This window comes from Leucobacter edaphi (assembly GCF_016522535.1).
Classification (GTDB): Bacteria; Actinomycetota; Actinomycetes; order Actinomycetales; family Microbacteriaceae; genus Leucobacter; species Leucobacter edaphi.
The window spans coordinates 483,439-497,775 of record NZ_JAEHOI010000002.1 but is presented as its reverse complement, the minus strand read 5'-3'; the positions used below and the strand labels follow the sequence as shown (position 1 = coordinate 497,775).

12 protein-coding genes are annotated in these 14,337 nt (G+C 70.3%); 3 read left to right on the top strand and 9 right to left on the bottom strand.

The window, feature by feature from the left end; translation table 11 throughout:
• Positions 1-61 precede the first annotated feature (61 nt).
• Positions 62-322: a 30S ribosomal protein S20 gene (rpsT, locus tag JD292_RS03650; RefSeq protein ID WP_200131357.1), complete on the top strand. Its 261-nt coding sequence runs from the start codon at positions 62-64 to the stop codon at positions 320-322.
• 173 nt (positions 323-495) lie between these two features.
• Here the strand turns inward: rpsT and JD292_RS03645 are convergent, their stop codons facing one another.
• The 9 genes from JD292_RS03645 to JD292_RS03610 form a co-directional block, all read right to left on the bottom strand.
• Positions 496-1,572 carry a hypothetical protein gene (locus JD292_RS03645; protein WP_200131356.1) on the bottom strand — a complete coding sequence of 359 codons (1,077 nt, stop codon included), beginning with the start codon at positions 1,570-1,572 and terminating at the stop codon, positions 496-498.
• A gap of 218 nt (positions 1,573-1,790) precedes the next feature.
• Entirely contained in the window at positions 1,791-2,726 is a 936-nt protein-coding gene (locus tag JD292_RS03640) for a hypothetical protein (RefSeq protein ID WP_200131355.1), read from the bottom strand.
• Between the two features lie 335 nt (positions 2,727-3,061).
• Positions 3,062-4,081 carry a DNA polymerase III subunit delta gene (holA, locus tag JD292_RS03635; protein WP_200131354.1) on the bottom strand — a complete coding sequence of 340 codons (1,020 nt, stop codon included), beginning with the start codon at positions 4,079-4,081 and terminating at the stop codon, positions 3,062-3,064.
• A gap of 60 nt (positions 4,082-4,141) precedes the next feature.
• Positions 4,142-4,690 (bottom strand): hypothetical protein, encoded by a 549-nt coding sequence (locus JD292_RS03630; protein ID WP_200131353.1) that lies wholly within the window; start codon positions 4,688-4,690, stop codon positions 4,142-4,144.
• The gene (locus JD292_RS03625; RefSeq protein WP_369411131.1) at positions 4,687-7,089 is read right to left on the bottom strand and encodes a ComEC/Rec2 family competence protein; all 2,403 of its coding nucleotides are present in this window, start codon (positions 7,087-7,089) and stop codon (positions 4,687-4,689) included. The genes JD292_RS03630 and JD292_RS03625 overlap by 4 nt, the downstream gene beginning before the upstream one ends.
• 65 nt (positions 7,090-7,154) lie before the next feature.
• A complete protein-coding gene (locus JD292_RS12425) occupies positions 7,155-7,757 on the bottom strand; it encodes a hypothetical protein (RefSeq protein WP_369411130.1) in 603 nt (200 codons plus the stop codon).
• Positions 7,754-8,629, bottom strand: a complete 876-nt coding sequence (locus JD292_RS03620) for a ComEA family DNA-binding protein (protein WP_233613265.1) — start codon at positions 8,627-8,629, stop codon at positions 7,754-7,756. Before JD292_RS03620 ends, JD292_RS12425 begins: the two co-directional genes overlap by 4 nt.
• A gap of 210 nt (positions 8,630-8,839) precedes the next feature.
• The gene (gene leuS, locus JD292_RS03615) at positions 8,840-11,404 is read right to left on the bottom strand and encodes a leucine--tRNA ligase (RefSeq protein WP_439649259.1); all 2,565 of its coding nucleotides are present in this window, start codon (positions 11,402-11,404) and stop codon (positions 8,840-8,842) included.
• A gap of 31 nt (positions 11,405-11,435) precedes the next feature.
• The gene (locus JD292_RS03610; RefSeq protein ID WP_369411128.1) at positions 11,436-12,914 is read right to left on the bottom strand and encodes an anthranilate synthase component I family protein; all 1,479 of its coding nucleotides are present in this window, start codon (positions 12,912-12,914) and stop codon (positions 11,436-11,438) included.
• A gap of 82 nt (positions 12,915-12,996) precedes the next feature.
• Between JD292_RS03610 and JD292_RS03605 the strand changes: the two genes are divergently transcribed.
• Together JD292_RS03605 and JD292_RS03600 are read left to right on the top strand one after the other, a co-directional pair.
• Positions 12,997-13,767 (top strand): aminotransferase class IV, encoded by a 771-nt coding sequence (locus JD292_RS03605; RefSeq protein ID WP_200131350.1) that lies wholly within the window; start codon positions 12,997-12,999, stop codon positions 13,765-13,767.
• Positions 13,768-13,831: 64 nt separating this feature from the next.
• A complete protein-coding gene (locus JD292_RS03600; RefSeq protein WP_200131349.1) occupies positions 13,832-14,335 on the top strand; it encodes a hypothetical protein in 504 nt (167 codons plus the stop codon).
• The last annotated feature ends 2 nt before the right edge of the window (positions 14,336-14,337 follow it).

Below are 14,337 nucleotides of genomic sequence, written 5' to 3'. Positions count from 1 at the left end.
TGCCCTCTCTCGCCGCGCGGAACACCAGTTCATTTCACTATTTGTTAGGACACTGCTTCACGTGGCAAACATCAAGTCGCAGATCAAGCGCATCAAGACCAACGCCAAGGCGACCGAGCGCAACCGCGCGGTCAAGAGCGAGCTCCGCACCGCGGTGCGCGCGACCCGTCGCGCCATTGCGGCCGGCGACAAGTCGGTCGCTCAGACCGAGCTGAAGGTTGCGAGCCGCAAGCTCGACAAGGCCGTCTCGAAGGGCGTCATTCACAAGAACCAGGCTGCGAACCGCAAGTCGAAGCTCGCGACCCAGGTCGCCGCGCTCTAACTCGCTCCGGCCGTTCCGGCCCGCAGTGCTCTGACCCCCGGGTGTCGGACCGAATCATTCGGTCTCGACCCCGGGGGTCAGTCGTTTGCGCGCGCGACGGTGGACATCGAGAAACGGGCCCGCACCCGGCAGTTCGCCGAGTGCGGGCCCGTGTGCAGTGCCGGCCGTTGGGACTAGGAAATGATCTGTCCGCTTCCGGAGTCGAAATGGCGAGTCTCGAACCCGCCACACGTGTCCGACGGCACCGAGACGGTCAGCCTCGTGCTGTGGGATGACGAATTGTTGCCGAGCTCGTAGCTGAGCGCGTACCCGGGGTGCTTGGCACGCACGTCCGCCAGGGCCTGCTCGATCTGGGCGGTGACGTTCGCCTCGACATCAGCGATCTGGTATTCGCCCTGCACCTTGCCGTCGACGTAGTCGCCTGTGCTACGCGCCCGGTCGGCGTCGCTCAACCAGATCCAGTCGGTGCTGAGCCCCTCGGGGAGCTGCTCCCCGGCCGGCACCTTCCACCTGATCGCCTGGGAGTGCGAGTCGGAGACGACGTAGGTGAAGGTGGATCCCTCTCGCGCCCAGTCGGCGGGAACGCCAGCGTACGTCCAGCTCGTGCTGCCATCGGGCAGGGAGGTGCTGGTGAAGCGGAAGTCGCTCGCGCTCTTGTCCTCCCAGTCGATGGGGGTCGGGGTGCAGACGCAGGGAACAGCGGTCACGGTGAAGGTCCAGCTCGTGGCCACTCCGCTCGGGAAGGTGGTGCCCCGCTCGGGGGCGGCGGTGATCGTCACCTGGTCCCCATCAGTGGTGCGCTCGTACGTGACGCCCGCAACGGTCGGAATGATCACCTCGGGCACGACACCGCAGTCCACCTCGCTGAGACGCGGAGCCTCGGGTGTGACGGGCGTCGCGGGAGTGGGCTCCTCGCTCCCCGGCTGTTCCGGCGCTTCAGGGGTGGCCGGCGTGTTGACCGCGGGGGCCGCCGGCGTTGCGGGAGCGGCCGGCTGCGCGGGCTGGCAGTCTTCCTGACCGGCCGCTGCCTGCGCCGGCGCGGCCGAAATCACCGGGCTGATCAGGAGAGCCCCGGCAAGCGCGAGTGCGCCGATTCCCATCGCGACGGAGCGATGACGGCGATGGCGGATCATTGCGAGCGCCATGACCGCGACAGCCACAACGACGAGTCCCCCGGCAAGCAGCAGGAGAGACCCGCCCCCCGAGGCTCCCGTTGCGGCAAGTACACAATCTGAATTTTTCAACACCATATAAAGTTACACTACGACACGTAGTAGTAACCAATCCCACTGCGCAGGCCTCAGGGCGTCGATCCCGCAGCAGGCTTCGCGGGTGCCGATATCGGTACCCGCAACGTCCGAGCGCTGCGAGCGGAACCACCACTGTGCGGAAGCCGGATGCAGTGAAGCGGCCCGCGCCCGGATCGCATCCGTGCGCGGGCCGCCCGATTCTCCACGGCGACGGCGGGTTAGGTCAGCGAGTAGCCAGCCGCGTAGCGGTACTGACGCGTCTCAAGTGCGCCGCAGCTGTTCACGGGCGCCGTGACCGAGAGGTCAAGAACCTGCTGGGCGGTGCGGGTCCCGGTCCAGAAGGAAAGGTCGTCGCGCTCGTACTTCACCTTGTTCATCTCAAGCGCCTCGACCTCCTGGCGCTTCACGTCGATCCGGGGGTCTTCGAGCTTGAAATCTCCGTGGAGGAGACCACCTGCGTACGTTCCGTTGCCGCTCGTCCGCTCGGTGTGGATAAAGCTCGTCCACGCTGCGGTGAGACCGTCGGGGAACGGCGTCCCGAACGGGACCTCCCACTTCAGCTGCTCGTAGAACATGTCCGAGTACTCGAAATTGAAAACGGCACCCGACTGCGCCCATCCGGACGGGACCCCGGCAATCGTCCACCGAGAATTCCCGTCGTTGAGTTGCGTGACGGTGAAGCTCAGGTCGAACGCCTCGCTGTCTTCCCAGTCAATGGGTGTCGGCGTGCAGGCGCAGGGCGTTGCGGCGACGGTGAGGGTCCAGCTGGTCGCCGCTCCGCTCGGGAAAGCGTAGCCTCGTTCGGGGGTGGCGGTGATGGTGACCCGGTCACCCTGGGCGGTGCGCTCGTAGATCACACCGGCGACGGTGGGGACGATGACCTCGGGGGCGGTGCCGCAGTCAACCTCGCTCAGGCGCGGAGCCTCGGGCGTGACGAGGGTCGCGGGAACGGGCTGTTCCGGCGCCTCGGGTTTCGCGGGGGTGTTCGCCGCAGGCTGTGCGGAGGGAGCGGGCTTCGCGGGCTGGCACTCCTCCGAACCGGAGGCGGCCTGTGCTGGCGCCGCCGAGAGTGCCGGGCTGATGAGCAGCGCGCAGGCGAGCACGAGCGCTCCGACACCCATCGCCACGGATCGATGACGGCGATGACGGATCATTGCGATCGCCAACACAGCGACAGCCGCGACCACGAGCCCCCCGGCGAGCAGCAGGAGGTGTCCCCCATCGGACGCCCCGGTTGCCGCAAGTACACAATCTGAAGTTTTCAACACGATCAAGAAATTACACTACGGAACGGCCATTTTCGTAACGAAACTCGAAGCCCGTGAGGGGGCCAGGCTTGGGCTAGTGGTGTCCCATTCGAAGCCTATCCATCGGCCATGAGGGGCCGACGAGTCCTCGTCGTATCGCTCCTGATCAGGGGCCGGATCGAGGACGAATTTCGCGCCGGTCGACTCGGACCCGGCTTCGGTGCGGCAGCGCCGAAGCGAGGCTAGCGGGTTCGGGCACGGCCGCGGCGTGCCACGTGGAGGAGGTATCTTTCGAGCGCGTATTCGGGGGCTCGTGATCCGCCTTTGAGAAGCCATTCGGTTTCGGCGGCGAGGTCGATCGTGCGGGCGAGGTCCTCTTCGCGCCACGGCCCGACTTCTTTGCGGGCCCGGTCGATCTGCCAGGGCGCCATGCCGAGTTCTCCTGCGAGCTTGCCGCTCGGCCCGCTGGCGCCGTAGACGCGAGCCATAGCCCGCACCTTCATGTTGAGGGCGGCGAGGATCGGGATCGGGTCGGTGCCCGTGGAGAGCGCCTGGCGGAGGAGTACGAGCGCCTCGGCGCCGCGGCCTGCGGTGGCGGCGTCGGCGACGCGGAACGCGTTGGTTTCTACGCGCCCCTCGGTGGCGCGGGTGACCTCGGCCTCGCTGATGCGGGTGCCGACGTCGGAGACGAGCTGGGCGACTGCCCCGGCGAGCTCGCCGATGCCGCCGGAGTATGCGGCCGCGAGCATGCGCGCGGCGCCGGGCGTGACCTGCGCGCCGAGCCGGCGAAACTCGGTCTGGACGAAGCCGAGGCGCTCCTGATCCTTCTTGAGTTCGGGGCAGGCGATCTCAATCGCGCTGCCCGCTCCCCCGCGGACCAGATCCAGCAGGGCCTTGCCGCGGTTGCCGCCCGCGTGCCGGAGCACGAGCGTCGTGTCCTCCGCGGGCTCGGCGACGTAGCGCTTGGCGTCCTCGAGGAACGCGTCCGAGCACTTCTCAACGGCGTCGACGCGGATGAGGCGCGGTTCGGCGAACAGCGAGGGGCTCGCGATCGTGAACAGCTCACCCGCGGTGTAGGACGCCGCGTCGACGTCGTGCACCTCGAGGGCCGGATCGTCCGCGAGGAGCGCCGCGCGGATCGCCTGCCCCGCGCGATCCGCGAGAAACGCCTCGGGACCGCTCACCAGAACGACCGGAGCAGGATGCGCCTGCGACCAGTCCAGCGGGGTGATTTTCGCCTTCGCGCCTCGTGCTGCTGCCACGGGACAAGCCTACCGGGAGCCGCCGACACGGACGGATCCGCACAGCCTCAGGCCGCGCAGTTACTCGCAGGCGAGCCCGTCGCCGTCACCGTCGCCGCGGAACCCTGTGCCGTACTGGAACCAGTTGTAGGCCCCGCGCTCCTCGGGACGGTCGCGGTTGAATGGCCCGGTCGGATTGCCATTCGGGTTGCGCTTGAGCGCCGAGCACGAGCGATACTCCGTGTACCACGCGCCATCTTCCCACTGCGTCGCCCCGGCGGGCGGAGGAGGGGTCGCGGTGCCCGGTTTCGGCTGTTGCGTCGGCGCGGGAACGGTGGGCGGCGGCGCTTGCCCGTTCGCCGCGCAGGCCGTGGTGACCACCCGCTTGTTTGCGTCGAGCGTTGCGCGGCCGAGCGATCGGTAGAGCTGCTCGTTCGGGTGGGTGGGATACCCGTCGCGCGAGTCGTAGCGGGCTACGGCGTTGCCGGCCTCGAGCTGCGCCCTGCCGATATCGACGCCGGAGGCGGTGCGCACGGTTCGGAGCAGCCGACCGTGCCGATCGGTATTGTCCTGGCCGGCGGGCAGATCGAGGGTGACCGGGTCCCCCGCGGTGAGGTGTGTGCGGATCACCGCGGATGCGTCGCGGTATCCGCACTCGCCGCGCTCAGGAGTATCGATCCCGATGATGCGCACGGTTCCCGCGCTCGTTCGGATCGTGTCCCCGTCGACGACCGACCGGAATTCCACCGTGGTCGTGTCTGCCGGGGCCGGTGCTTGCGGCGGGCTCGTGGGCACCGGTGACTCCTCGGACGCGTGTTCGCTTCCCGCGTCGAGCTCCCCGCCGCCGGGGCCCTCGGCTTCGGCACCATCCGCTGCCTGCTCGCCGGGGAGACGATCCGCCACCGCCTGCTGCTCGGCATCCGTTTCGAGGCAGGCGGTGAGTGTTGCACTGCCAGCAACGAGGAACGCTCCTGCAAATAGAACCCCAATGACCCGCCTGATCGTGAGTTTTTGCCGGATGCTGTCTTTATTTCGCTGCACCGCGACAGCCTATCGCGAGACCTGCGACGAAGCGGCACCCGGCGTTGATGGGGCTGAATGGCCCCGCCCCGGGACGGGTGCGGCACGTACTCGTCCCGGCCGCCCTGCGCGCCATCGGGGTGCTCCACCCAGACGTCCAGTGCCCCGGAGCGTCCGCTCACCGCGATACTGCCGTACTGATCCGTGCGGAGCGCCCGGATCCCCGCGCGCGCCAGCCCCTCGAGCGCACCTCGTGTCGGGTGTCCGTAGCTGTTGTCCGCGCCCACCGAGATCAGGCCGAGGGCCGCGCCGCTCGCCTCGAGCACGCGCGGATCCTGGTCGGAGGAGCCGTGGTGGGCGACCTTGACCACATCCGCGGCGAGGTCCGCCCCCGCTCGGAGGAGGGCGCGGTGCTGCTCCCTGCCGGAGTCGGCGAGCATCAGGGCGGTGAGTCCGTCCACGCGCACCCGCATGATCTGACTCGCCGCGTTCGTCTCCGCCGGAGTGGGAGTTTCCGGGGGCGCAAGCACCTCCCACAGGATGCCGTGCTCGGCGCCATCCGATGGCAGGCTCCCCGATCGGCCCGCGTATCCCTGCGTGAACGGGAGCGCGAATCGCTCGAGCTGGTTGACCAGCGGCCGCCGATCCAGGTGCTCCCGGCTCGGGATCGAGATCATCGCCCGCGCGCAGCGGTCTGCCACCGCGGGCAGTGCGCCAACGTGGTCGCGGTCGTCGTGCGTGAGCACGAGGAGCTCGATGCGGTCGATCCCGAAGCGCTCGAGACAGCGGGTCAGCTTCTGCTCATCATCGCCGGTGTCGACGAGCATCACCGGTCCGCCCGGGCCGCCCCCGCGGAGCGCGACAGCATCGCCCTGCCCGATATCGCAGGCGACGATCCGCCAGTCGCGGGGCGTGGAGAGGGTCGCGGTGAGCGGACCGACAACGGTCGGTCCGGCGAAACCACCGATCGCGGCAGCCGCGAGAGCCGCAACGACCGCCAGGCGCAGACCGCTCAGCAGTGGCGTCGGCATCCAGGGGCCACGGCCCAGGAGTCCGGCACGCCGCACCAGGTGCGCACCCCAGCCGCTCACCACGATCCCCACGAGCAGGGCGGCCCCTCCCCACCCTCCCGGCCAGGGAATCCGCGCGAGGGGAAGCGAGCTCGCCACCTCCGCCGTCGCGGTGACCCACCGCGACGCGAGCGCCGCGAGGTGCAGCAGCGGGAGTGCGCAAGCCTCCGAGATCGGAAGAATGACGGCCGCGAGCAGGCCCAGCCCGGTGCCGAGTGGCGCCGCGAGACCGGCAACCACGTTGGCGACCACACCGGCCAGGGGCAGCCCGTCGTCCAAGGTCAGCAGGATCGGCGCAACGGACAGCTCTGCCGCCATTGCGACGACGAGCGGCTTTCGGATCGCGGCCGGGAGGCGAACGAAACGGGCCATTCCGGCGTCGAGTCTCGGCACGAGCAGCAGGATCCCGCCGGTCGCCGCAACCGACAGCCCGAATCCCGGCGCAAGGGCCTGCCACGGATCCGCGGTCAGCAGCACGAGGATCGCCGCCGCGAGCGCCGGAAGGGAGTGCGGGGCCCTCCCGCCGAACTGCGCCACCAGCAGCACCGCAGCCATGACCGCGGCGCGCTGCACGCTCTGATCAGGCCCCACGAGTGCGATGAATGCCGCGAGCACGATTCCCGCGCAGAGGATCCTGGCCCGTCTCGGAACGCGGAGCCAGGACAGGCACCAGACAGCGGTCCCGGTGACGAGCGCGCAGTTGGCTCCGGAGACAGCCATCAGGTGCAGGAGGGACGTCGCCCGTAGTTTAGCCTCGGTGTCCGCTGAGACGAGATCGGTGTTCCCGATCGCGAATCCCGGCACGAGCTGCGCCCCGGGTATCCGCTGAGCAGCGGTGACGAGGTCGCTCCGGACCCCCTGCAGCCACTCGGACACCGCGGCCTCGACGCGATCGGCCCAGCCCTGATCCAGCCCCGATCCCGTTCCTGCGCGGGACACCCGCGTAGCCCGGATACCGAATGCGTGGGCCGACTGCGGCTCGAGTTGCACCACCGTCCCTTCGATCAGGATTTCGTGCCGGGCCCGACGCTGTTCCAGGCCGGCGCCCGCGCGTCCTGCGCGCGTCCTGCTGGCGGCTCGCGTTCGCGTGGCGACGACCCTGGCGCGGACGCTGCGAACCACACGATCGCGGGCACGTCTCCGGATGCGGTTGCGATGCGGCCCTGCACCGTGACCCGGCGCCGACCCTGCGCGCCTCCCGGCGCACCCGGCTCCGTCCCGCGAGGGTCCGCGCTCGCCGCCCGCACCCGGGGATAGCTCACCACCGTGACGGAGAATTCCGCTTGACGATGCTCTTGCGCCGCACTGGCGAGCCCGGGATCGGCCCGCACCTGCTCCCCCGCATGCACTCGGCACCCGAGGACGAGCAGGACCCCGACGGTCACTGCGAGGAGCCGCAGAGGCTCCCGGCTGCGACGGAGCGCGAGCACGCAGAGAGCGAGCGCGCCCGCCGCGCCCAGCATCGCGAGCCAGAGGCCCGATCCTGGCGCGCACACGGCCAGCGCGCAGGCCGCCCACCCGACGAGTGCCGGGGCGAGGAGCCGCCACTGGCCATGAGGGAACACGCGCCCCTCGCGGTCTGCCGCACCCTCGGAAACCGCGCTCACACGACGACCCGTTCCCGGAGTCGTTCGAGGAGTTTCGCCCCGATCCCGGGGACCTCATCGAGCTGATCAACCGACTGAAAGCCGCCGTGCTCGGTGCGCCAGGCGATGATCCGTTCCGCGAGCGATGGCCCGATGCCGGGGAGCTGCTGAAGCGACTCGGCGCTGGCCGCGTTCAACGCGATCGGCGCGGCACCGGCACCCGGGGCGACGCCCCCTCCTACGTTGCCGTCCCCGAGGCGGGGCGCGCTCGCCGCACCGGCCGCTGCGGACTCGGCGTTCGGGACGAGGAGCTGCTCGCCGTCGACCAGGGGCCTCGCGAGGTTCACCGCGCCAAGCTCAGCGGCGGGCCCCGGCCCGCCGGCCGCGGCAAGCGCGTCCGACACCCGGCTGCCCGCGGGTAATTCCACGACACCGGGACGCGCCACCTCGCCCACGACATGCACGAGGAGGCGTTTCTGCGCGGAGGGCTCGGGCGCGGACTTTTCCCCACCGCTCACGCGAGAGGCGCCTTCCGCGGCCCCCTGCTGCTCGGCGTGCCTCCCCTCCTCACGCGCCTGGACTCCCTGCGCCCCCGCGGGCGCCTGTCCACCACCGTTCATGAGCGTGATGCCAACCGCTCCGGCGACCGCGAGCAGGAGGACCGCCACTCCCGCGGACACGGGCACCCCGATCGCACGTTTCACCCGGTCACGGAGTCGCTCGTCGGGTTCGAGCCGGACCTCCTTCCGAGCGGAGACATCCGGGGCGCTGGGGCGCCGCTCGCCCCAGCGCGCGCGGTCGAGCACCGCTTCGCTCGTGAGTGGCGCCCGCGCGGCGTCCTTCTGGGCGTCAGCGGAGTCAGCGGTGCCGCGAGGCGGTGGTTTCCAGGGCATGTCGGAACCGTACGCCGGGCCGACCCCCGAGCGCGGCGCACCCCAGAGCACGGTGGACAACTCTGCTTGCGGGCGCCGATCGGGCACCCTGTGGACGAAGTTCCGCGGGCTCGCTGCAGCGCCCAGAGGCAGGCCCCACACGGGAACGGCGCCCACCGACCAACCGTCGATGAGCGCCGAAACCGCTGATCGCGGTCGCGAAGTGCGCGCTTACGCGGGCTTCGTCGCGATGCTCACGATCTTGGGTGCGCGCACGATCACGTTGACGATCTGGCGATCGCGGACAGCGCGCTGCATGCCGCGCGAGGCGCGGGCGAGCGCCTCGGCCTCCTCGGCCGTGATCGAGGCGGGGACGGTGATCTTGTCGCGTACCTTGCCGTCGACCTGCACGACCATCGTGACCTCGTCCTGCACGAGCAGCTCGGGGATCGCGGCGGGCCACTCGGCGAGCGCGACGGTCGGCTCGTGGCCGAGCTTCGCCCACATGTCCTCGGCGGCGTACGGCGCGAACAGCGACAGGATCATCGAGATCGCCTCGGCCGACTCGCGCACGGCCGGATCAGCGATTCCCGCGCCCGAGTCGATCGCCTTGCGGGTCACGTTGACCTGCTCCATGAGTCGCGCGACCACGACGTTGAACTTGTACGCCTCCACGAGCCCGGGGGCGTCGGCGAGGAGGTGGTGCGTCGCGCGGCGGAGCGCGGTGTCGCCGCCGTCGAACGAAACGCCAACGGGCGCGCCGCCGTGCTCGATGTCGTCGGCGATACGCCAGGCGCGCGCCAGGAACTTCGCAGAGCCCTGTACCGAGACGTCGGCCCAGTCGATGTCGTCCTCCGGCGGGCCGGCGAACGCGAGCGTCACGCGCAGCGCGTCGGCGCCGTGCGCCGACAGCTCGCTCGCGAACTCCACGAGGTTGCCCTTGGACTTCGACATCTTCGCGCCGTCCTGCAGCACCATGCCCTGGTTGAGGAGCGCGGTGAAGGGCTCGTCGAAGTCGAGGTAGCCGAGATCGTGCAGCACCTTCGTGATGAAGCGGGAGTAAAGGAGGTGCAGGATCGCGTGCTCAACGCCGCCCGCGTACTGGTCGATCGGGCCCCACGCGTTGACGAGCTCCGGATCGAAGGCCTGCGTGTCGTCGTTCGCGGACAGGAACCGCAGGTAGTACCAGGAGCTGTCGACGAAGGTGTCCATCGTGTCGGGATCGCGCGTCCAGGTGCGGCCCGTCTCGGGATCCTCGACCGTCGCCCACTCGGTCGCCGCGCCGAGCGGCGAGCTGCCCTTCGGCTTCAGGTCGAGGCCCTCGGAGGCCGGCAGCTCGACGGGAAGCGAGGCCGGATCGACGGGCTTCATCTCGCCGTCCTCGCCGTGCAGGATCGGGATCGGGGTGCCCCAGTAGCGCTGGCGGGAGATCAGCCAGTCGCGCAGGCGATACGTCGTGGTGGCGCGGCCCGTGCCGCGGGTCTCGAGCAGCTCGATCGCCTTTGCGATCGCTTCGGCCTTGGGCAGGCCGTCGAGCTCGCCCGAGTTGACGAGTGCGCCGTCGCCCGAGGTGGCCACGCCGCTCTCGGCGGGATCGGGCAGTGCCGCGCCGTCCTCGTCGCGCACGTCGACGACCACCCGCACGGGCAGCTCGAACTTCAGGGCGAAGTCGAGGTCGCGCTGATCGTGCGCGGGAACGGCCATGATCGCGCCGTGACCGTAGTCGGCGAGCACGTAGTCGGACGCCCACACGGGGATCCGCTCGCCGTTCACCGGGTTGACCGCGAAGTGATCGAGGAACATGCCCGTCTTCTCGCGCTCGGTGCTCTGGCGCTCGATCTCGGTCTGCTTCTGCGTCTGCGCGAGGTAGTCCTGGAACTGCATGCGGACCTCGGGCGAGGCTCCCGAAGCGAGCTCTGCGGCGAGATCGGAATCCGGGGCAACCACCATGAACGTGGCGCCGAACAGGGTGTCCGGTCGCGTCGTGAAGACCGGGACCTTCTCCTCGCGCCCCTCGATCTCGAACTCGACCTCGGCGCCGCGCGAGCGGCCGATCCAGTTGCGCTGCATGTTGAGCACCTTGGCGGGCCAGGCGCCCTCGAGCCGGTCGAGGTCGTCGAGCAGGCGATCCGCGTAGTCCGTGATGCGGAAGTACCACTGGGTCAGCTTCTTCTTCACGACGAGCGCGCCGGATCGCTCCGAGGTGCCGTCCGCGAGGACCTGCTCGTTGGCGAGCACGGTCTGATCCACCGGATCCCAGTTCACCCAGCTCGCCTTGCGGTACGCGAGGCCCTTCTCGTACATCTTGAGGAACAGCCACTGGTTCCAGCGGTAGTACTCGGGGTCGCTCGTGTGGAGCACGCGGCTCCAGTCGAAGGACGGCGCGTACAGGCGGAAGCTCGCCTTCTGCTGCGCAATGTTCGCGTAGGTCCACTCGCGCGGGTCGACGCCGCGCTTGATCGCCGCGTTCTCGGCGGGGAGGCCGAAGGAGTCCCAGCCGATGGGGTGCAGCACGTCGTAGCCGCGGCCGCGCCAGTAGCGCGCGAGCACGTCGCCGAAGCAGAACGCCTCGGCGTGCCCCATGTGGAGGTCGCCCGAGGGGTACGGGAACATGTCGAGCACGTACTTGCGCGGCCGGCCGGTGCCGAGGCCCTCGACCTCGAACGGCTTGAGCTCGTCCCAGACGGGGAGCCAACGCTCCTGGATCGCCCTGAAGTCGTAGCCCTCGGCGTCACGCCCCTGCTGCTCGGTCACACACACCCCGTTCTCGTTTCGGCGCTCGCCGGAGGGCGGCACACACCCGACCAGGATACCGCGAACGGGCGCCCTATTCGGCCGCCGAATCACCGCGCAGCGCGGCGACGAGCGAGCGGGCCTTCAGATGTTTCTCGTCGAGCTCGCGCAGGGGCGCGGAATCGGCCGTGATCCCGCCACCGGCGCCGATCAGGATCCGTTCGCCGCGCAGTTCGACACTGCGTATCGTCATCGCGAGCTCCGCGTCCCCCGAATCGTCGATCCAGCCGAAGCATCCCGAATACAGGCCCCGCGGCCCGTCCTCGAGCCCCGCGAGGATCTCGACGGCGCGGCGCTTCGGGGCACCCGTCATCGATCCCCCGGGAAAACACGTGGTCAGGGCGTCGAGCACGGTGTTTTCCCCGGCGAGACGACCCGCGATCGTGCTGACCAGCTGGTGCACGTGGGGATGCGATTCGACCCTGAGGAACCCCTCGACCCGCACGCTCCCCGGAGCGCACACCCGTCCTAGGTCGTTGCGCATGAGGTCCACGATCATCAGGTTCTCGGCCGCCTCCTTGGGATCCGACGCGAGCTCCGCCGCGAGCGCGTCGTCGCGCACCGGATCCGGGTCCCGGGGCCGCGTGCCCTTGATCGGGTCCGTCCGGATCTCGCGACCCGAAACCGAGAGGAAGCGTTCGGGACTCGCGGACACGAGCGCCCGGTCCCCCGCGACGATCACGCCGCCCCGGATCGCGGGGCCCGCCGCGCGCAGCCGATCGAAGACGTCGAGCGGTTCGCGTCCGCCGCGCGCCGTTCCCTCCAGCGTGTCCGTGAGGCAGAGCACGTAGGCGTCGCCGTCGCGGATCGCGCGCAGGCACGCGTCGATGCGGGCGAGGTAGTCGTCGTCCGTGCTGCGCCAAGCGAGGCCGCCGGTCGGTTCGTGCAACGACGCGCGAGCGGCGCTCGAGTCCGGGCCGAGCTCAGGGCCGAACTCCGGGCCGAACTCCGGGCCGGACTCAGGGCCGGTCGCCGCGCCCGGCTCTGCTCCAGACCGCCCGACCGACATCGCGCCCGCGCCGCCCATCCCCCCGCGCATCCCCAGCCGCTCGAGCACGACCGAGTGACGGCGACACCAGGAGTCGATCGCCGCGTCGCTGTCACCGCGCAGCTCGACGGTTCCAGCGTCGTGATCCACCGCGATCACGCAGTCGAGGCGCAGCGCGATCCCCGTCGAGCACGCGTCTCCCTGCTGGGTTTCGGGGGTCTGATCGGGCTCTCTGCCCGACGCCATGAGGGCAACGCCGAACTCGTAGGCGAGCGCGACGACCCAGCCGCTCGCGAGCCGGCCTCGCCCGCGGGTCCACGCGGGCGTCTCGCACCTCGCGAGCTCCCCGCTCAGCCCGTCGAGGAACGCACGTTCCTGCCCAGGCCAGCACTCGCGCACCTCGGAGGCGACGCCGAGCACACTCACCCGAGGCTCGCCCGGAGCGGGGCGTTCGCCGTCGAACCAGCACCAGTGCTCCGAGGCCTCCGCGAGAGCCCCCGCGATCGCGCGCGTGTCCGCCGCCACCGGGAGGCTCCGGCGAGCTCGCGTATCGTCACGGTTCCCCACCCGTCAACAGTACCGGCGCTCCTCCTGTTACTCTCGCGGAATGGACAGGGCCAATCTGGGCGATCGCGACGGCGAGCTGCTGCTCGCGGATTCCTTCCGCGTGTCCGTTCGGGATGGCAGACCGTCGGTCAGGGGGCTCACACGGCATCTCGGACGCCTCACGGCGGGGGCCGTGCGGTTCGGGGTCGACGACGGCGAGCGGCTCGCCTTTCTCGGACGCGCCCGCGAGGAGATTGCCGCGTTCGGTGCTGGGTTTCCCCGCCTGGAGATCCGGGCGGCCCGCGGCGGGGCCGACGCGTCGTCTTCAGCCTCCGCACCGTTCCTCGCGCTTGTGCTCCGGGAGCTCCCCGAACTGGGTGAGACGGTCGATCTGCGCTCGATCAGGCGTGAGGCTCCCCCGCTCGCGAATCTCAAGGGGCCGCTGGTCAGCGCTTATCGGGAGCTCAATCTGGAGGCCGGAGCCGAGGCGCTGCTCTGCGACCCCGATGGCAGCGCCCGGGAGGGGACCACGACGGCACTGCTCGCCTGGGACGGCGACACCCTAATTCGATCCGCCTCGCTCGATCGCGTCCAGTCCGTCACCGAGGCCCTCGTCTGCGATATCGCCGCGGCGCAGCGGCGTCCGATCACTGCCGCCGCGCTCACGCCGGCGCTCCTCAGCGGCGCGGAGCTGTGGGCGGTCAACGCGCTGCACGGAATCCGCGCCGTCCGGAGCCTCGACGGCCGCGTGCTTCCCGCGGGGGACCGAAACCGCCTCGCCGAGTTCCGGGCGGCGCTGGACGAGCGGTGGGAGCCTCTGCGGATCCGGTGACGCGGAACCGGAACCGGAGGCTTGGCCGGTGGCGCCGTGCGAGCGGTGCCGCTATGGTGCGGGCATGAGCACACGATCTCGCGGGAGGACCGGGCGTTCCTCGAAGAGGGTCTGGGTCCTCGCGCTCGCAGCGCTGCTCGTGCTCTCGGTTCCGGGCTGCGCCATCGGGGTCGGCATGGTGAACAACGCGAACGCCGCGCAGCTCACCTCCCGGATCACCGCGCTCCTGCCCGCTGAGGACGCGCGAGTACTCGACTCCTTTTCCGAGGTCGGCCGATGGGCTCCCGCCGGGAACGGCACGCAGTATCTTGCCGGAGTGATCGTGGAGTCCGATCTGGCGCGCGAGGAACTCGCGGAGCGGATGCGGAGTCTCGGCGATGAGGCCCGCCCCGAACTCCGGCTCTCGGTTACCGGGGTTTCCGACGCGGAACTGACCGAGTCACACCGGATGAGCGCGCTCAGGGAGCGCATCTCGCGCGTGGGCGCGGCCCCGAACCGCTTCGTGATCTCCACGATCGAGTCGCCGGACTCCTCCCTGCTCTCCGGGAGCGATATCCGCGGGCACTAGCG

Coding starts and splice junctions, on each gene's coding strand:
- JD292_RS03645 (WP_200131356.1), bottom strand. CDS start 1,572: ATGGTGTTGAAAAATTCAGATTGTGTACTTGCCGCAACGGGAGCCTCG.
- JD292_RS03640 (WP_200131355.1), bottom strand. CDS start 2,726: ATGATCCGTCATCGCCGTCATCGATCCGTGGCGATGGGTGTCGGAGCG.
- JD292_RS03620 (WP_233613265.1), bottom strand. CDS start 8,629: ATGCCCTGGAAACCACCGCCTCGCGGCACCGCTGACTCCGCTGACGCC.
- JD292_RS03605 (WP_200131350.1), top strand. CDS start 12,997: ATGGACAGGGCCAATCTGGGCGATCGCGACGGCGAGCTGCTGCTCGCG.
- JD292_RS03600 (WP_200131349.1), top strand. CDS start 13,832: ATGAGCACACGATCTCGCGGGAGGACCGGGCGTTCCTCGAAGAGGGTC.